The sequence below is a fragment of the Novosphingobium sp. B-7 genome, from assembly GCF_000410615.1.
GTDB classification, from domain to species: Bacteria; Pseudomonadota; Alphaproteobacteria; order Sphingomonadales; family Sphingomonadaceae; genus Novosphingobium; species Novosphingobium capsulatum.
This window is the reverse complement of the sequence record NZ_KE148466.1, coordinates 1-17,218: the sequence shown is the minus strand read 5'-3', so window position 1 is coordinate 17,218 and position 17,218 is coordinate 1. Positions and strand designations below refer to the sequence as shown.

Sequence of the window (17,218 nt, the reverse complement as noted above, 5' to 3'; positions counted from 1 at the left end):
GCGGATGAAGCAGCAGTGGCCGGCCGCGCGCAACGTGGCGGTTTCGGGCAAGGACCGCGCCGCGCTGATGATGGGCGGCCATGTGATCGACCAGGTGTGGTGGTGGAAGAACAACGGCTTCGTCACGCTCGACGGGCGGGCCGGCGTTCCTGCCGCCGCGCAGGAAAATGCCACCGTGGCCAAGCTCCTCGCCAAGGGCGCCCCGGCGCTGCCCCTGCCGGCGTTCTGCGCGGCGCGCGAAGGTGCGGTGCAGGCTGGCAGCGCCACGGTCGGCACCGGGCACTTCGCCCTGGCTGCGGGCGATACCACGGCATTCCGCGCCTCGCCCCGCCTCGATCAGGCGACGCTCGATCTCGCGCTCAAGCTGGTGGATGCGATGAAGCTGGGCAAGGGCCCGGCGCCCGACATGCTCGCCGTCAGCCTTTCGGCAACCGATTACGTGGGCCACAGCACCGGCACGCAGGGGCCGGAAATGTGCATCCAGCTCGCCACTGTTGACCAGGCGCTGGGCGCGTTCTTTGCTGCGCTCGATGCGCGCGGCATCGATTATGGCGTGGTGCTTTCGGCGGACCACGGCGGTTTTGACCTGCCCGAGCGGCAGAACCGCGAAGCGATGCCGCAGGTCGCCCGCGCCGAACTGGCGCTGTCGCCCAAGGCCTTGAGCGAACAGGTCGCGGCCAAGCTTGGCCTGCCGGCCAAGGGCCTGATCCTGGGCGATGGTACCGCCGGCGATTTCTGGGTCGATGCCACGCTGCCCGATGCCGAAAAGACCACCGTGGTGGACACCGCCCGCGCCATCCTGCTGGCCCATCCGCAGGTCGCCGCGGTGTTTACCGCCCCTGAAATCGCCGCCACGCCGATGCCGTCCGGCTCGCCCGAAACCTGGAGCCTGATCCAGCGCGCCCGCGCCTCGTTCTATGGCCCGCGCTCGGGCGATTTCGTGGTGATGCTCAAGCGCGGGGTCATGGCGCTGCCGCAACCCGGGCCGGGCTATGTCGCCACCCACGGTTCGCCATGGGATTACGACCGCCGCGTGCCGATCCTGTTCTGGCGCAAGGGCATGACCGGGTTTGAACAGCCTTCGCCCGTTGAAACAGTGGACATTGCCCCCACCCTTTCGGCATGGATCAATTTGCCGGTGCCGCAAGGCGCCTATGACGGTCGTTGCCTTGATCTCGATCCGGGGCCGGGCAGCACCTGTGGAGTGAAGTGATGAACGACGTGGCGGCAGAGCAGGCCCTTTCGGGCGACGTGGTGATCCTGGGCGGCGGCCTTGTCGGCATGACGCTGGCGATCGGCCTCGCCAAGCAGGGCCTGTCCAGCCTGGTGGTCGATTCCTCCGATCCGGCGGCGCAAACCGCCGCCGGGTTCGATGGGCGCGCCTCGGCCATCTCTACCGCCAGTTGGAATCTCTATACCAACCTCGGCATGGCAGAGGCGCTGGCCCCCAAGGGCTGCCCGATCGATGCCATCGCCGTCACCGACAGCATGAAGCCCGGGCGCATCGATTTCCGTCCCGGGGCGGAAGACGGCTCGCTGGGGCGCATGTATGCCAACCGCGATCTGCGCGTGGCGATGTATGATGCTGCCGCGCGCGAAAGCCTGATCACGTTCCTGCCCAATACCCAGGTCGCCACGCGCGAACGCGGCGATCATGGGGTGTCTGTCACCCTTGCCGATGGCCGCCTGCTCAAGGGCAGCCTGCTCGTCGCGGCCGAAGGGCGCCGCAGCCCCACGCGCGATGAAGCCGGTTTTACCCCGGCGCGCTGGGACTATGGCCATCGCGCGATCATCGCCGGCCTGACCCACGAACGCAGCCACGAAAACACCGCCTGGGAAATCTTCTATCCCGCCGGTCCCTTTGCCCTGCTGCCCCTGCTGGACGAGGCCGATGGCACCCACCGCAGCGCGCTGGTCTGGACCGTGGCGGAAAAGGATGCGGCCGGGGTTCTCGCCCTGGGCGAAGCTGCTTTCCTCGCCGAGGTGGACAAGCGCATGGGCGGCATCTTCGGCAAGATCGCGCTCAATGGGCCGCGCTCGTCCTATCCGCTCAACTTCCACCATACTGCCAAGATCGTCGATCACCGCCTGGCGCTGGTTGGCGATGCCGCGCACGGCATGCATCCGATCGCCGGCCAGGGCCTCAACGTGGGGCTGCGCGATGTCGCCGCGCTGGTAGAGGTCTTGGCCGAAGGCGCGCGGCTGGGTCTCGAGCCGGGCGATGCGCAACTGCTTGCGCGCTATGAACGCTGGCGCGCGGCCGACACCTTTATGGTCGCCGCCGCCACCGATGTGCTCACCCGCCTGTTCGGCCTGCGCGGGCGCCTGCCCAGCATGGTGCGCCGCTTCGGCATGGCCGGGGTGCAGCGCCTTCCCACGCTCAAGCGCTGGTTCATGGACGAGGCGCGCGGCATGAGTGGCAAGCTGCCCGACCTGCTCAAGGCCTGAGCCACATGCGGCCATCCTGGCCCGCCCTGGCTACGCGCCGGGGCGGGCGCGCCGTGCCATGGGCATGCGGCTTGGCCAAGCAACTCCAGATCCGATATTTTCCTTAAGCGGCGCCCCTTATCCGGCGCTTAAGATTCGCCCTATAAAGCGCAGCAACATGACCCAGCCTGCGCCCAAAACCATCCTCCTCGTCTTCGGCACCCGGCCCGAGGCCATCAAGATGTTTCCCGTGGTGCACGCCCTGCGCGCCGATCCGCGCTTTCGCGTGGTGACCTGCGTCACCGCACAGCACCGCGGCATGCTCGACCAGGTGCTGGCGATTGCCGGCATCACGCCCGATCACGATCTCGATCTGATGCGCCCCAACCAGACGCTCGATGGCCTCACCGCCGCACTGCTGACCGAAATCGGCAAGGTGATGGACGCGGAAAAGCCCGATTGGGTGGTCGTTCAGGGCGATACTGCCACGGCGATGGCGGGAGCCCTGGCGGCCTATTATCGCAAGATCGCAGTGGCCCATGTCGAGGCGGGCCTGCGCAGCCACAATATCTATCACCCCTGGCCCGAAGAGGTGAACCGCAAGATCATCGGCACCATCGCCGCGCTGCATTTTGCGCCCACGCCCACGGCGGCAGACGCGCTGCGCGCCGAAAATGTCGATCCCGCCACGATCCACGTCACTGGCAACACCGTGATCGATGCGCTGCACTGGGTTACCGCCCGGATCGCGGCAGAGCCGGAACTGGCCGGCGGCCTCGCTGCCCTGGAAAGCCGCTTTGCCGGCAAGCGCCTGATTGGCGTGACCAGCCACCGCCGTGAAAACTTCGGCGGCGGGCTCGAGGCGATTGCCCAGGCGATCCGCACCCTGGCGGCCCGGCCCGACGTTGCCCTGATCTTTCCGGTGCACCCCAATCCCAACGTGCGCGCGGTGATGGATGCAGCCCTTGCCGGCCTGCCCAACGTCGCCCTGATCGAGCCGCTCGATTATCCCCATTTCGCCCGCCTCCTGGCGATCAGCGAGATCATGCTGACCGACAGCGGCGGCGTGCAGGAAGAAGCCCCGGCGCTGGGCAAGCCCGTACTGGTAATGCGCGAAACCACCGAGCGGCCCGAAGGCGTCGCTGCCGGCACGGCCCGCCTGGTGGGCACCGATGCAGCGCGCATCGTGGCCGAGGCCAGCGCCCTGCTCGACGACCCCGCCGCCTATGCCGCGATGGCCCGCGCCCACAACCCCTTCGGCGACGGCCACGCCGCCGCGCGCATCACGGCCTTGCTGGCTGCATAGGGCCACCGCAGCGAATTGTTGCTGGCTGAGCTTTCTTTCCATTTTTTGCTTAATTGCTAAAGCTATACCGCTATTTCCGCCGCTTGCGCCACAGCAGCACGCCCGCCACCGGCACGGCCAGAGCGGCCGCCGCCAGTGCCGCCACTTTCGCGGCGGCCATGGCTATGCCTGACAGCAGGAACAGTACGATTTCCAGCGTGGCTTTCAGCATGGGCAGGGCAAGCGCTGCATCCCGTGGCAACGGGGGAAGGGCGCCGCCGGTGCCCCGCAAGCCTGAAAACGGCAAACCTGAAACTGCCACGCGAACATCAAAAGCCCCGCCTCCTTCCGGCTGGGGATACCGGAAAAAGGCGGGGCGGTAAGCTTGAAAGCGGCGGCCAAAGGGAATGGTGCCGCTTTCTTGCCAACCTTGTCAGGCCATCAGGTCGAAACGATCAGCGTCCATGACCTTGGCCCAAGCCGCGACAAAGGCATCGACGAACGGCTTTTCCGCGTCATCGGTGGCATAGGCCTCGGCCAGGGCGCGCAATTCCGAGTTGGCGCCAAAGATCAGGTCCACGCGCGTGGCGCCATAGCGGGCCTCGCCGGACTTGCGATCGAACGCGGTGAACACGCCATCCCCGCTTTCCTGCCAGCGCATGGCCGTGGTAGCCGCTAGCAGGTTGCGGAAGAAGTCATTGGTCAGCAGCCCCACGCGATCGGTGAACTGGCCCAGCGTGCTGCCGCCATGGTTGGCGCCCAGCACGCGCAGCCCGCCAACCAGCACGGTCATTTCGGGCGCAGTCAGGCCCAGCAGTTGCGCGCGGTCTACCAGCAGTTCTTCCTGGCTGCGGCGGTGCGGGCCGGCGGCATAGTTGCGAAAGCCATCATGCCGGGGTTCCAGCACGGCAAAGCTGGCCGCGTCGGTCTGCGCATCGGTGGCATCGGTGCGGCCGGGGGTGAACGGCACCGAGACGTCGTGTCCCGCCGCGCGCGCCGCCGCTTCCACCCCGGCATTGCCGGCCAGCACGATGAGATCCGCCAAGCTTATCGTGCGGCCACCGTCGGCCTGGGCATCGAACGCGGCCTTGATCGTGCGCAGCACGTCGAGCACGCGGGCCAGTTCGGCCGGCTCGTTCACCGCCCAATCCTTTTGCGGAGCCAGCGCGATGCGCGCGCCATTGGCACCGCCGCGCTTGTCCGACTGGCGGAAGGTGGAGGCGCTGGCCCACGCCGTCTTGACCAGGTCAGCCACCGACAGCCCGCTATTGAGCACCCGCGCCTTGAGCGTGTCGATATCGGCCGGCGTTACCGGGGGATGATCCACGGCCGGCACCGGGTCCATCCAGATGCGCGGAGCGTCCGGCACGTCCTTGCCCAGATAGCGCGCCTGGGGCCCCATGTCGCGATGGGTCAGCTTGAACCACGCCTCGGCAAAGGCGCGGGCAAACTTGTCCGGATTGGCGTGGAAGTCCTTGGAAATGGCAAGATAAGCCGGATCGGTGATCAACGCGATATCGCTGGTGAACATCATCGGCTGGTGCCGGCGCGCCGCGTCGTGGGCATCGGGCACCGTCCCCGCGCCGGCATCGCCCTTGGGCTTCCACTGGTGCGCGCCGGCCGGGCTGACGGTCAATTCCCAGTCGTAGCCGAACAGCGCATCGAAATAGCCGTTGTCCCAGGCGATCGGGTTGGTCGTCCAGGCACCTTCAAGGCCGCTGGTGATCGCATCCACGCCAGCGCCGCTGCCGTGCGTGCTGATCCAGCCCAGCCCCTGCGCCAGGATATCCGCGCCTTCCGGGGCGGCGCCGATCGCGGCCGCGTCACCGGCGCCATGGGCCTTGCCAAAGGTGTGGCCGCCAGCGATCAGCGCCACGGTTTCCTCGTCATTCATCGCCATGCGGGCAAAGGTTTCGCGGATATCGCGCGCCGAACCCAGTGGATCGGGTTCGCCATTGGGCCCTTCCGGGTTCACGTAGATCAGGCCCATCTGCACTGCGGCCAGCGGCTCTTCCAGTTGGCGATCGCCGCTGTAGCGCGCATCGGCCAGCCACTGGCTTTCCGCGCCCCAATAGATATCGGCCTCGCTTTCCCATACGTCTTCACGGCCGCCGCCAAAGCCGACGGTGGGCAGACCCATCGCTTCCAGCGCGCAGTTGCCGGCCAGCACCATCAGATCGGCCCAGCTCAGGCCGGCGCCATACTTCTGCTTGACCGGCCACAACAGCAGGCGCGCCTTGTCGAGGTTGACGTTGTCGGGCCAGGAATTGAGCGGGGCAAAGCGCTGCGTGCCGGAAGAGGCGCCACCGCGACCGTCGAATGTGCGATAGGTGCCCGCGCTGTGCCAGGCCATGCGGATGAACAGTGGGCCATAGTGGCCATAGTCGGCGGGCCACCAATCCTGCGACGTGGTCATCAGCGCCGCGATATCGGCTTTCACCGCGTCCAGATCGAGCCGGCGGAACGCCGCGCGATAGTCATGCCCGTGGGGCATCGGATCGCTCAGGCGCGAGTGCTGGCGCAGGATGCCCAGATCGAGCCGGTTGGGCCACCACATCTGGTTGGTCTGGCTCTGCACGATCGCTGCGGCGCTGGTGCCTTCATGGAACGGGCACTTTGAGGGGGCGGACATGGCTTGGCTCTCCTTGGCGGAAATTCGTCGTCCGCAGCTTTAGCCAGCCTGCTTTGATCGGCTAAATGGATTAAAGCGGCCAGAGTAAGTTGAAATGCCGATTTGTGTTGCCGCTTCCCCCTTGCCCGGCCGGTTCCGGCACCGTAAAGCGCGGGCACTTTCTCCATCGCAGACAGGGCGATTTTTCACACATGACGGCCACTCCCAAGACTTCCGCGCTGATGGCGCGCGGCGCTGCCTTCCTGGGCACCGAGCACGCGATCCTGTGCGGTGCGATGAGCTGGGTTTCGGAACGGAACCTGGTGGCCGCGATCAGCAACGCCGGCGGCTTTGGCGTGATTGCCTGTGGCGCGATGACGCCCGAACTGCTCGATGCCGAAATCGCCGGGACCAAGGCGCTCACCGCCAAGCCGTTCGGCGTGAACCTGATCACCATGCACCCGCTGCTGTTCGATCTGATCGCCGTGTGTGAAAAGCATGGCGTTGGCCACGTCGTGCTGGCCGGCGGCATTCCGCCCAAGGGCAGTGTCGAGGCGATCAAGGCCTTTGGCGCCAAGGTCATCGTCTTTGCCCCCACGATCGCCCTTGCCAAGAAGCTGTTCCGGTCGGGCGCCGATGCGCTGGTGATCGAGGGCAGCGAAGCGGGCGGCCACATCGGCCCGGTGTCGACCTCGGTGCTGGCGCAGGAGTTCCTGCCTGCCCTCGCGGCCGATCACCTGGTCTTCGTGGCGGGCGGCATCGGCCGGGGCGAAGCGATTGCCTCGTACCTCGAAATGGGTGCGGCCGGCGTGCAGCTCGGCACCCGGTTTGCCTGTGCCAGCGAATCGATCGCCCATCCCGCGTTCAAGGCGGCGTTCTTCCGTGGCAACGCGCGCGATGCCGTCGCCTCGGTCCAGGTCGATCCGCGCCTGCCGGTCATTCCGGTGCGCGCGCTCAAGAACAAGGGCACCGAGGAATTCACCGCCAAGCAGATCGAAGTGGCGCACAAGCTGGACGCCGGCGAACTCGACATGGCGGCCGCCCAGCTTGAAATCGAACACTTCTGGGCCGGCGCACTGCGCCGCGCGGTAATCGATGGCGATGTGGAACGCGGCTCGGTCATGGCCGGCCAGTCCGTGGGCATGGTCACCAAGGAAGAGCCGGTGGCCACGATCATGGCCCAGCTGCTGGAAGAAAGCGAAGCCGCACTGAACCGGCGCTGATCCGCCGCTTGGGGCAGGGCACGGACCAGAGAGCAGCGGCCAGATAGCTTAGGCCCGGGGGGATTTCATGACGCATCGCGCTTCGCTGAGCTTTGTCTTTGCCATCGTGCTGCTCGACATGCTTGGCTTTGGCATCGTCATTCCGGTGTTTCCCGGGCTGATCATGCACCTCGCCCGGGTTTCGATCACCCAGGCGGCCGAATATGCCGGCTGGCTGGGCGCGGGCTATGCGGTGATGCAGTTCGTGTTCGCCCCGGTGATCGGCAACCTGTCCGATCGCTTCGGCCGGCGGCCGGTTCTCCTGGCGGCGGTCTTTGCCCTGGGCCTCGACTATCTGCTCCAGGCCTTCGCTCCGGCGATGAGCTGGCTGGTAGCCGGGCGGATCATCGCCGGTGTCACTGGTGCCAGCTTCTCGGCCGCCTATGCCTATATCGCCGATGTCACCCCGCCGGAAAAGCGCGCGGCCAGCTTTGGCCTGATGGGCATGGCCTTTGGCATCGGCTTCGTGGCCGGGCCGGCGCTGGGCGGGTTGCTTGGCACGCTGGGGCCGCGCGTGCCGTTCATGGCGGCGGCCGGGCTCAGCTTTGCCAATTTCCTGTTCGGGCTGTTCACCTTGCGGGAATCGCTCGACGCCGATCATCGCCGGCCGTTCGACTGGCGCCGCGCCAACGCGCTGTCCAGCCTGCGCGCGCTCAAGGGGCAAAGCGCCCGCGTGTTGTGGTTCGTTGCCGCGCTCGGTGCCTGGCAGCTGGCCAACGTGGTCTATCCCGCGATCTGGACCTACATGGCGATTGCCGCCTATGGGTTTTCGACCAAGGCGGTGGGCCTTGCCCTGGCCGTCGTCGGATTGAGCGCCGCGTTGTTCCAGGGGCTGGGCATGCGCTATCTCTTGCCCCGGCTGGGGGAGCGGCGCGCCGTGATCATGGGCGTGGCCTCGCTCGCCATCTCGTCCGTGCTATACTGCCTGGCGCACCAGGTCTGGCAGGTCTACCTCGCCATTGCGGTCGGGGCGTTCCAGGGCGCCGTGCAGCCCTCGATCTCGGCCATGAACAGCCGCGCGGTCGATGCGCGCAGCCAGGGTGAACTGCAAGGGGCGGTGCAATCGATCGGCTCGATCGCGCAGATCATCGGGCCGCCGCTCTATGCGCAGACCCTCGCACGGTTCAGCGGCCCGGGTGCGCTGATCGATCTGCCCACCATGCCGATGCTCGTCGCCTCCGTCATTGCACTGGTGGCGCTGGTCCTGTTCCTCAAAGGCGCCCGGCGCACGGCCTGAATCCGCGCAAGCCCTAGCTTTCCAGCTCGACGTCCCAATAGAGCCAATCCCGCCAGCTTTCGTGCAGGTGCCCGGGGGGGAAGGCGCGGCCCTTTTCCTGCAATTGCCAGGTCGTGGGCCGGATCGGTTCTTCCATCAGGCGCATGTGCGCCTGGGCCGGGGTGCGGCCACCCTTGGTCATGTTGCAGGGCGCGCAGGCGGTGGTGACGTTTTCCCAGGTGGTGCGTCCGCCCAGCCGACGCGGGATCACGTGGTCGAACGTGAGGTTTTCCCCGCTGCCGCAATACTGGCACACGAAGCGATCGCGCAGGAACAGGTTGAAGCGGGTGAAGGCGGGAAACTCGCTGGGCTTCACATATTGCCGCAGCGCGATCACCGAAGGGATCTTCATGTCCAGCGACGGGCTGTGCACCGCGCGGTCATAGGTGGCGATGATATCCACCCGTTCCAGGAACACCGCCTTGATCGCGGTTTGCCATGGCCACAGGCTGAGCGGGTAATAACTGAGCGGCGTGTAATCGGCGTTCAGCACCAGCGCCGGGCAATTGTCGAGATGACGGTTGGATGCCAGCAAACGCGGCGTCGCGGCGCTATCGCCGCTATGGGGCCTGGCCGCAGCCGCCCGCTCGATCAGCGCCTGGTGAAGCATGCTCCGCTCGCGCTCCTGTGCCAAATCGGCTTCCGCCTCGCTCGGGGCGAGGCATGAAGGACAGGCATGACCGCTTCATGACGCATGGACACAACGAACACCTTTGTGCTGTTCCGGTCAAGGCCCGGCTGCCGCACCAAAAGGGCAGCCGGACTTTATCCACAGCTTGTCAACACCCCGCCGGTCACCGGGCGTAGGCGTTCACCAGGTCATAGAGATAGGCGCGCCCGGTCAGCAGCGACCTGACCTCGATCCGCTCGTTAAGGCCATGCACGCCGTTGCCGTCGGGGTTGCCCCAGGGGCCGGGAACGCCATAGGTCGGGATGCCCACGGCCTCCAGGAAGATCCCGTCGGTCGCCCCGGTGGACATGTCGGGCACCACCGGCACGGCGGGGAAATACTGCGCGGAAAGCTTCTCCATCGGGCCGATGATCTTGGGATCGAGTGCGGGCGCCTTGGCCAGCGGCCGCTGCGGCGGCACCAGGCTGACGGTCACGCCGGGATCGGCCACCACCTTTTGCAGCGCGGCCTGGATTTCCTCCACCGAATGGCCGGGGAAGATCCGGCAGTTGACGTTGGCCCCGGCGCGCTGGGGCAGGGCGTTGTTGGCATGGCCGCCGTCCAGCAACGTCGCCACGCAGGTGGTGCGCAGCTTGGAATGATAGGTGCGGTCGGTATTCACCAGCTTTTCCGCCTCGGCAAAGGCCGGGCTGCCGATCGGGTTGCTGGCCAGCACCTGCATCGCCTTGCCCATGGCATCGCCGCGCGCCGCGCCGGCCTTGGCAAAGAACGCGCGGGTCGTGTCGCTCATCTCGGTGGGAAATTCATGGTCGCGCAGCCGGGCCAGTGCATCGGCCAGCTCGTAAATCGCGTTCTCGCGCACGGGGATGGAACTGTGGCCGCCAGGATTGCGGGTTTCCAGGCGATAGTTCTGCACCGCCTTTTCGCCCACCTGGATGGACTGGTTGACCAGCTTGCCGCCTTCCGACAGGCCCTTGCCATCGGTATCACCGCCGCCGCCTTCGTTAAGGGCAAACTCGGCATCGATCAGGTCGCGCTTGTTCTGGGCCAGCCACTGCGCGCCGTTGAACGCCCAGGTGGTTTCCTCGCCGCAGGTCAGCGCCATCTTCACCGTGCGCTTGAGCGGCTTGCCCGCCTTGAGGCGCGCCATGGTGTCCACCCAGATCGCCGCCATCGATTTATCATCGGCGGTGCCGCGGCCATAGAAATAGCCGCCTTCCTCGATCAGGGTGAAAGGATCGCGCTCCCAATCGGCGCGCTTGGCCTCGACCACGTCGAGGTGGGCGAGCAGCAGGATCGGCTTGGCGGTTTTCGAGGTGCCGGGCAGCACTGCCACCAGCCCGCCGTCCTTGGGATGTTCGGGCGTGGAAAACAGCGTCAGCTGGCTGTCGGCATAGCCGGCCGCCTTGAGATGCGCCGCCATGCGCTCTGCCGCCAGGGTGCACGAGCCGCTGCTGACGGTGGTGTTGGTCTCGACCAGCTCCTTGTAAATGCTGCGGAACTGCGCCTCGCCAGTGTCTGGCGCGGTGGGTGCGGCCTGGGCATTGCTGGCGATGGCCATCGCCGCCAGGGCGAGGGTCGAAACGACGCTGCGAGTGATCAAAGGATTGCCCCCTTTTCCGATACGTTGCGCGCAACATGCCGCATGGCGCAGGGCATGCAAGGGGCTTGGCACAGGTCGCCGTGGGGCTGTGCAAAACAGGGCCAATTCGCTTGGGTTTTGCGGGCAAAGTGCCTATGTGCAAGACTATGGCCAGCACCAACGAAAATACTCCGAACACCAATTCCTATGGCGCCGACTCGATCAAGGTCCTCAAGGGCCTTGATGCCGTGCGCAAGCGTCCCGGCATGTACATCGGCGACACCGACGATGGCTCGGGCCTGCATCACATGGTCTTCGAAGTGTCGGACAACGCCATCGACGAGGCGCTGGCCGGGCATTGCGACCTTGTCCTGATTGAACTGAACCCCGATGGCTCGGTCTCGGTCGAGGACAACGGGCGCGGCATTCCCACCGATATCCACTCCGAAGAAGGCGTTTCGGCCGCCGAAGTGATCATGACCCAGCTCCACGCGGGTGGGAAGTTCGAGAACACGTCGGACGACAACGCCTACAAGGTGTCGGGCGGCCTGCACGGCGTGGGCGTCTCGGTGGTCAATGCGCTGTCGGAATGGCTGGAGCTGACGATCTGGCGCGATGGCCAGGAACACTGGATGAAGTTTGCCCATGGCGATGCCGTGGCGCCGCTCAAGGTGACGGGGCCGGCCCCGGTGGCGGACAATGGCAAGCCCAAGAAGGGCACGCGCGTGACCTTCTCGGCCAGCCACGAAACCTTCAAGAACGTGACTGAGTTCGATTTCGACAAGCTCGAGCACCGCTATCGTGAACTGGCCTTCCTCAATTCGGGCGTGCGCATCCTGCTGCGCGACAAGCGCCATGAAGACGTCAAGGAGCACGACCTGTTCTACGAAGGCGGCATCGCGGCCTTCGTGAAATACCTCGATCGCAACAAGCAGGCGCTGATCCCCGAACCGATCGCGATTTCGGCGATGCGCGACGGCATCGGCATCGACGTGTCGCTGGAATGGAACGACAGCTACTACGAAAACGTGCTGTGCTTCACCAACAACATCCCGCAGCGCGATGGCGGCACGCACCTTGCCGCGTTCCGCGCTGCGCTCACGCGCACGCTCAACGGCTATGCCGATCGCTCGGGCCTGCTCAAGAAGGAAAAGGTCTCGCTGTCGGGTGACGACATGCGCGAAGGGCTGACCGCGATCGTGTCGGTCAAGCTGCCTGACCCCAAGTTTTCCAGCCAGACCAAGGACAAGCTGGTTTCCTCCGAAGTGCGCCAGCCGCTCGAAAGCCTGATGGCCGACAAGATGAGCGAATGGCTGGAGGAAAACCCCGCCCATGCCAAGGCCGTGATCGCCAAGGTGATCGACGCCGCCGCCGCGCGCGAAGCGGCGCGCCGTGCCCGCGAACTGACCCGCCGCAAGGGGGCGATGGATATCGCCAGCCTGCCGGGCAAGCTGGCCGATTGCCAGGAGCGTGACGCCAGCAAGTGCGAACTGTTCCTGGTCGAAGGGGACTCGGCCGGTGGCAGTGCCAAGCAGGGCCGCGATCGCAAGACCCAGGCGATCCTGCCCCTGCGCGGCAAGATCCTCAACGTCGAGCGCGCGCGGTTCGATCGCATCATCTCCTCGCGCGAAGTCGGCACGCTGATCCAGGCGATGGGCACCGGCATCCGCGATGAATTCAACCTGGAAAAGCTGCGCTATCACAAGATCGTGATCATGACCGACGCCGACGTCGACGGCGCGCACATCCGCACGCTGCTGCTCACTTTCTTCCACCGCCAGATGCCCGACATCATTCGTGCCGGGCACCTCTTCATCGCCCAGCCGCCGCTCTACAAGGTCGCCAAGGGGCGCAGCGAAGTCTATCTCAAGGACAACGCCGCGCTTGATCGCTACCTGGTGGAAGCCGGCACCGCCGGGCGTATCCTGGAAACCCAGGGTGGGGCGCGCGGCAGCCAGGAACTGGCCGAGCTGGTCGACCATGCGCTGCGCCTGCGCAACCTGATGGCCTTCGTGCCGCGCCGCTATAACCCCGATATCGTCGAAGCGCTGGCGCTGGCCGGTGCGCTCGATCCCGATCTTTCGGCCGATGCCCGCCTCGCCGCGCTGGCCAATGCCGCACGCTGGCTGGATCGTGGCGATCCCGAAGCGCAGTGGGCGGCGCAGATGAGCGAGGATGGCGGCTATCACATCCAGCGCGCCTGGCGTGGAGTGACCGACCATCACATGATCGAGGCCGGCTTCCTGACCAGCGCCGAAGCGCGCAAGCTGGCCCGCCTCGCTGCCGAACACGCCGATGTCTATGCCGGTGTTGCCCGCCTGGTGCGCGCCGGCGCTGCCGCTGCGGAGCCGGAAAGCACGGGCGCTGCCGATGGCGAGGAAGCGCCCGCCGCCGCGGCCCGGGCCGAGAGCAAGGACGCCGGCATTACCCGGCCTTCGCAACTGCTCGAAGCGGTGATGGCCAACGGCCGCAAGGGTCTGTCGATCCAGCGCTACAAGGGCCTGGGCGAAATGAACGCCGAACAGCTGTGGGAAACCACGCTCGATCCGGAAGTTCGTTCGCTGCTCCAGGTAAAGGTGGAAGACGCCGACGTGACCGACGAGATCTTTACCCGCCTGATGGGCGACGTGGTCGAGCCGCGCCGCGATTTCATTCAGGAAAACGCTCTCAACGTGGCCAATCTGGACGTCTGATCATCATGAGCACTGCAACCATCCCCTGGGACCAGGCCGCCACGATGATCGATCTGGAAGGCCGCACGCCGATCATCGGCACGATCCGCGACTGTGCGCTGCACTTCTCGCTCTACAAGCCTCACGCGCGGGAAAATGCGCGCGTGCTGCTGACCGTGCCGATCCACCGCGAAGGGCGCAAGACGCGCACCTGGCTGCTCGATCCGTCGGAAATCGCCGAACTGTCAGACCGCCTGGCGCGCGAAACGCAGTAAGCCGGCCCAGTACGCCAGGAAAGCCCTGTCCCGCCCGGGATCAGCGCGCGGGCGGGACAGGGTTGCGTCTCGTCAGGCCGAGGGCATCTGCTGGCTGGCGCAGTGGAAGCCACCGCCACCCACCAGCACGGCATCGCCCATCACGCCCAGCGTGGCGCGGCCGGGAAACAGCGCGCCGATCGCTTCCACGCCAGCTTCGTCGTGGACCGAGCCGAAGATCGGCACGATCACCGCATGGCTGGTGATCACGAAGTTCATGTAGCTGGCCGGTTGGATCATGCCGCCCCATTCGATGCGGCCCGGTGAGGGCACCTCGATCACCTCGACCCCGGCATCGCGCGCGCGCGCGGCGGCATCGGCATAGATCGCGGCATTGGGATCGTCCGGCCCGGTGGCCCGGGGCAAGGCCAGGCGGTTGGCGCCGATAAAGCGGGCCAGGTTGTCCACGTGCCCATCGGTGTGGTCGTTGATCAGCCCGTCGCCCAGCCACAGCACGCGGTCATAGCCCAGGTCACGCTTGAGGCGCATTTCCAGGTCGGCGCGCGACAGGTGCGGGTTGCGATTGGGGTTGAGCAGGCACTGCTCGGTGGTGGCGACAAGGCCGGTGCCATCGCCATCCAGCGCGCCGCCTTCCAGCACCCAGTCGGCCTTGCTGGCAGCAAGGCCAGCGTCGGCCGCCAGGGTGGCGCCGATGTCCTGGTCTCCCGGCATCAGGTATTTGCCGCCCCAGCCGTTGAAGCCGAACAGCTGCGCGCGGCGCCCACCGGCACCATCGGCCACCACCAGCGGCCCGGTGTCGCGCAGCCATACGTCGCCATAGACGCGCTCTTCGATCTTGACAGAGGCGCTGGTGAGCCGCTCGGCGCGCATGCGGTTGGCGGCATCGCGCACCACCAGGCGCACTTCCTGGCCGCTTTCGGCCACGGCGCTGGCAAAGGCGGCGATCTGCTCCTGCGCGCGGTCGATCACGCCCGACCATTCCTCGGCAAGGTGGGGAAAGCCCACCCAGAGCCAGTCCTGCGGGGCGAATTCGGGCGGCATCATGCCGCCCGTCGGGTTCACGTCGTTCATGGCCACGGCTTACTTGGCGCCGGTTACGGTTGCGCGGCTGGCATCGCGGATGGCGCGGAATTCGTCGCCCTGATGCCAGTTGGGCCAGGTGGTGCCGGTGGCCAGGGCGCGGCCGAGGCGGTAATAGAGCTCCACTTCCTGGGCCATGCCGGTCATGTCCCAGCTGTCGGAATATTCGTCCGACGGCTGGTGATAGCGATGCTCGACATAGTCTTCGGTGGCAGCCTCGCCGGCCTTCTTGCCGCCGTTGATCAGGTCGGTGCCCCGGCCCACGGCGAACATCGGCACGCCGCGCTTGGCCAGGCTGAAGTGATCGGACCGGTAATAGTGGCCGCGCTCGGGGTGATCCTCGGGCGTTTCGGTCAGGTGCATCTGCGCCTCCACCTGGCGCAGGATCGCGGTGAGGTCAGACTTGTCGCCACCGGTCACCTGCACGTCGCGCGTGGGGCCGATCAGCGACAGCGCGTCCATGTTCACGCCGCCCACGGTGCGGGCCAGCGGATAGACCGGATGCTGGGCATAATATTCCGAACCGAGCAGGCCGGATTCCTCCAGCGTCCAGGCGGCAAAGACCTGGGTGCGCGGGGTGGGGCCGGCACGGCGGTTCATGTCGGCCAGCGCCACCAGCGCGCCCACGCCGCTGGCATTGTCGATCGCGCCGTTGCAGATATCGTCACCGCGCGCGTCGGGCTTGCAATGGCCCAGGTGGTCCCAGTGGCCCGAATAGAGCACGTATTCGTTGGCGCGGGTGGTGCCGGGGATCACGCCGATCACGTTGTGCGAGGTGCTGTGCGTGACGGTGTTGTCGAACGACAGGCTGGCCTTCGCGCCCAGCGGAACGGCGTGGAAGCCCTTCTGCTTGGCCGCTGCCGAAAGCGCGGCAAAATCCTTGCCGGCAGCCTGGAAGATCGCCTCGGCCACCGGGCGGCGGATCCAGCCATTGGCTTCGGTCTGGTCCATGCCCTTGTTGGCGCTGGCCACGAAATTGCCGGTGCCGCCGCTCGATTCCAGCACGTTCCAGCCATAGGCGGCGGGGAAGGTGTCGTGCACGATCAGCGCGGCCTTGGCGCCATGGCGCGCGGCCTCGGCATACTTGTAGGGCCAGCGGCCGTACCAGGTCATGCGGCGGCCCTTGAACAGGCCCTGTTCGTCGGCGTTTTCATAATCCGGGTCATTGACCAGGATCACCGCGATCTTGCCCTTCATGTCGATGCCGGCGTAATCGTCCCAGCCCAGTTCGGGCGCGGTGATGCCATAGCCGACAAAGACCAGCTCGCTGGAGTCGATCGCGGTGTGGTCTGCCTCGCGATAGGAACCCACCACGAAATCGGCGCCGGGCTTGAACGACAGGCTGCCCACGGTCAGCGGGCTGATGTTCTTGGCCGCGATCGTCACCATCGGCACGGGCTGCAACCACTCACCTTTGTTGCCGGGCTTGAGGCCAGCGGCCTTGAAGCGGGTGATGATCGCGTCGAGCACCGCCTGTTCCTTGGGCCCGCTGGGCGCGCGGCCTTCCAGTTCGTCAGACGCCAGCGTCTTGATCGCCTCGCGCATCATCGGCACCGGCACGGTCGGCACCTTGGGCGCCGGGGCGGCAAATGCGGGAACAGCCAGGGCAGAGGCCAGCAACGCGGTGGCCATGCGGCGGCCGAGGGAAACATGCATGGTCAGATCCTTGCTATGGGATAACGCCGCGCCAAGGGGGAAGGCGAAGCTCATGCCGGCTACTTGGCAGAGCCGGCCGGCTGGGGCAAGACGACCCACGGTGCGGCAACGAGAGAGGGAGCCTGCGTGCGGCAAGGAATCGATTGGGACCATGCGCTTGTCCTTGCCCGCCGGCACACCACGTTCCTGGCCCGCGCGCTCGATCGCCAGCGCGAGGTGGCCGCGCTGCTTGCGCACGGTGACATCGAAGCGGCACTGGCACATGCGCGCCTGGCCGGGCAGGGCATGGACGATGCAGGGATTGCCTTGCGGCGTGAGCGCCTGGCCCTGGCGCTGGCCCTGGCGGTGGGCGATATCGCCGGCGCGCTGCCGCTCATGCGCGTGGTGCAGGCGCTGTCAGACTTTGCCGATCGCGCGCTCGATGCTGCCATTGCCGCGGCCATTGCCCGGCGCGCGCCCGA

At 66.6% G+C, this 17,218-nt stretch carries 13 protein-coding genes and 1 pseudogene; 8 read left to right on the top strand and 6 right to left on the bottom strand.

Features of this window, described 5'->3' with window-relative positions:
- From H926_RS29365 to wecB, 3 genes are all read left to right on the top strand, one after another.
- Positions 1-1,213 (top strand): alkaline phosphatase family protein (locus tag H926_RS29365; protein ID WP_043610700.1); only part of this gene is annotated, 1,213 nt, incomplete at its 5' end.
- On the top strand, positions 1,213-2,448 hold the full coding sequence (locus tag H926_RS0120550; RefSeq protein WP_022677947.1) for a UbiH/UbiF/VisC/COQ6 family ubiquinone biosynthesis hydroxylase: 1,236 nt from the start codon (positions 1,213-1,215) through the stop codon (positions 2,446-2,448). The genes H926_RS29365 and H926_RS0120550, both read left to right, overlap by 1 nt.
- Positions 2,449-2,605: 157 nt before the next feature.
- Positions 2,606-3,733, top strand: a complete 1,128-nt coding sequence (wecB, locus tag H926_RS0120545) for a non-hydrolyzing UDP-N-acetylglucosamine 2-epimerase (RefSeq protein WP_022677946.1) — start codon at positions 2,606-2,608, stop codon at positions 3,731-3,733.
- 70 nt (positions 3,734-3,803) lie between these two features.
- Here wecB and H926_RS33745 read toward each other — a convergent pair whose 3' ends face one another.
- Positions 3,804-3,944 carry a hypothetical protein gene (locus tag H926_RS33745; protein WP_022677945.1) on the bottom strand — a complete coding sequence of 47 codons (141 nt, stop codon included), beginning with the start codon at positions 3,942-3,944 and terminating at the stop codon, positions 3,804-3,806.
- A 201-nt stretch (positions 3,945-4,145) separates the two neighbouring features.
- Positions 4,146-6,344 carry a catalase/peroxidase HPI gene (katG, locus tag H926_RS0120535; protein WP_022677944.1) on the bottom strand — a complete coding sequence of 733 codons (2,199 nt, stop codon included), beginning with the start codon at positions 6,342-6,344 and terminating at the stop codon, positions 4,146-4,148.
- 191 nt (positions 6,345-6,535) lie between these two features.
- Here katG and H926_RS0120530 point away from each other — a divergent pair, with 191 nt between their 5' ends.
- Positions 6,536-7,546, top strand: coding sequence for a nitronate monooxygenase family protein (locus H926_RS0120530; protein ID WP_022677943.1), 1,011 nt, complete (start codon positions 6,536-6,538; stop codon positions 7,544-7,546).
- Positions 7,547-7,613: 67 nt separating this feature from the next.
- On the top strand, positions 7,614-8,822 hold the full coding sequence (locus tag H926_RS29360; protein WP_022677942.1) for a tetracycline resistance MFS efflux pump: 1,209 nt from the start codon (positions 7,614-7,616) through the stop codon (positions 8,820-8,822).
- A gap of 13 nt (positions 8,823-8,835) precedes the next feature.
- Here H926_RS29360 and H926_RS0120520 read toward each other — a convergent pair whose 3' ends face one another.
- Positions 8,836-9,471, bottom strand: coding sequence for an HNH endonuclease (locus H926_RS0120520; protein ID WP_022677941.1), 636 nt, complete (start codon positions 9,469-9,471; stop codon positions 8,836-8,838).
- Between the two features lie 184 nt (positions 9,472-9,655).
- Entirely contained in the window at positions 9,656-11,092 is a 1,437-nt protein-coding gene (locus tag H926_RS0120515) for a M20/M25/M40 family metallo-hydrolase (protein WP_371256313.1), read from the bottom strand.
- Between the two features lie 149 nt (positions 11,093-11,241).
- Between H926_RS0120515 and gyrB the strand changes: the two genes are divergently transcribed.
- Together gyrB and H926_RS0120505 are read left to right on the top strand one after the other, a co-directional pair.
- Positions 11,242-13,767, top strand: coding sequence for a DNA topoisomerase (ATP-hydrolyzing) subunit B (gyrB, locus tag H926_RS0120510; RefSeq protein ID WP_022677939.1), 2,526 nt, complete (start codon positions 11,242-11,244; stop codon positions 13,765-13,767).
- A gap of 5 nt (positions 13,768-13,772) precedes the next feature.
- Positions 13,773-14,021, top strand: coding sequence for a hypothetical protein (locus H926_RS0120505; protein WP_022677938.1), 249 nt, complete (start codon positions 13,773-13,775; stop codon positions 14,019-14,021).
- 72 nt (positions 14,022-14,093) lie between these two features.
- On the opposite strand, the gene H926_RS0120500 is transcribed toward H926_RS0120505, so the two are convergent.
- Entirely contained in the window at positions 14,094-15,092 is a 999-nt protein-coding gene (locus H926_RS0120500; RefSeq protein WP_028658294.1) for an agmatine deiminase family protein, read from the bottom strand.
- Positions 15,093-15,101: 9 nt separating this feature from the next.
- Positions 15,102-16,757 carry a M28 family metallopeptidase gene (locus H926_RS0120495; RefSeq protein WP_082209266.1) on the bottom strand — a complete coding sequence of 552 codons (1,656 nt, stop codon included), beginning with the start codon at positions 16,755-16,757 and terminating at the stop codon, positions 15,102-15,104.
- Between the two features lie 126 nt (positions 16,758-16,883).
- Between H926_RS0120495 and H926_RS29355 the strand changes: the two are divergent.
- A pseudogene (locus tag H926_RS29355) lies at positions 16,884-17,218 on the top strand (glutamine-synthetase adenylyltransferase); the annotation flags it as partial.

Bases quoted from the DNA above. Each gene is read 5' to 3' on its own strand.
- gyrB (WP_022677939.1), top strand. From the start codon at position 11,242: ATGGCCAGCACCAACGAAAATACTCCGAACACCAATTCCTATGGCGCC.
- H926_RS0120495 (WP_082209266.1), bottom strand. From the start codon at position 16,757: ATGCATGTTTCCCTCGGCCGCCGCATGGCCACCGCGTTGCTGGCCTCT.
- H926_RS0120550 (WP_022677947.1), top strand. From the start codon at position 1,213: ATGAACGACGTGGCGGCAGAGCAGGCCCTTTCGGGCGACGTGGTGATC.
- H926_RS0120500 (WP_028658294.1), bottom strand. From the start codon at position 15,092: ATGAACGACGTGAACCCGACGGGCGGCATGATGCCGCCCGAATTCGCC.
- wecB (WP_022677946.1), top strand. From the start codon at position 2,606: ATGACCCAGCCTGCGCCCAAAACCATCCTCCTCGTCTTCGGCACCCGG.
- H926_RS0120530 (WP_022677943.1), top strand. From the start codon at position 6,536: ATGACGGCCACTCCCAAGACTTCCGCGCTGATGGCGCGCGGCGCTGCC.
- H926_RS29360 (WP_022677942.1), top strand. From the start codon at position 7,614: ATGACGCATCGCGCTTCGCTGAGCTTTGTCTTTGCCATCGTGCTGCTC.
- katG (WP_022677944.1), bottom strand. From the start codon at position 6,344: ATGTCCGCCCCCTCAAAGTGCCCGTTCCATGAAGGCACCAGCGCCGCA.
- H926_RS0120505 (WP_022677938.1), top strand. From the start codon at position 13,773: ATGAGCACTGCAACCATCCCCTGGGACCAGGCCGCCACGATGATCGAT.
- H926_RS33745 (WP_022677945.1), bottom strand. From the start codon at position 3,944: ATGCTGAAAGCCACGCTGGAAATCGTACTGTTCCTGCTGTCAGGCATA.
- H926_RS0120520 (WP_022677941.1), bottom strand. From the start codon at position 9,471: ATGCTTCACCAGGCGCTGATCGAGCGGGCGGCTGCGGCCAGGCCCCAT.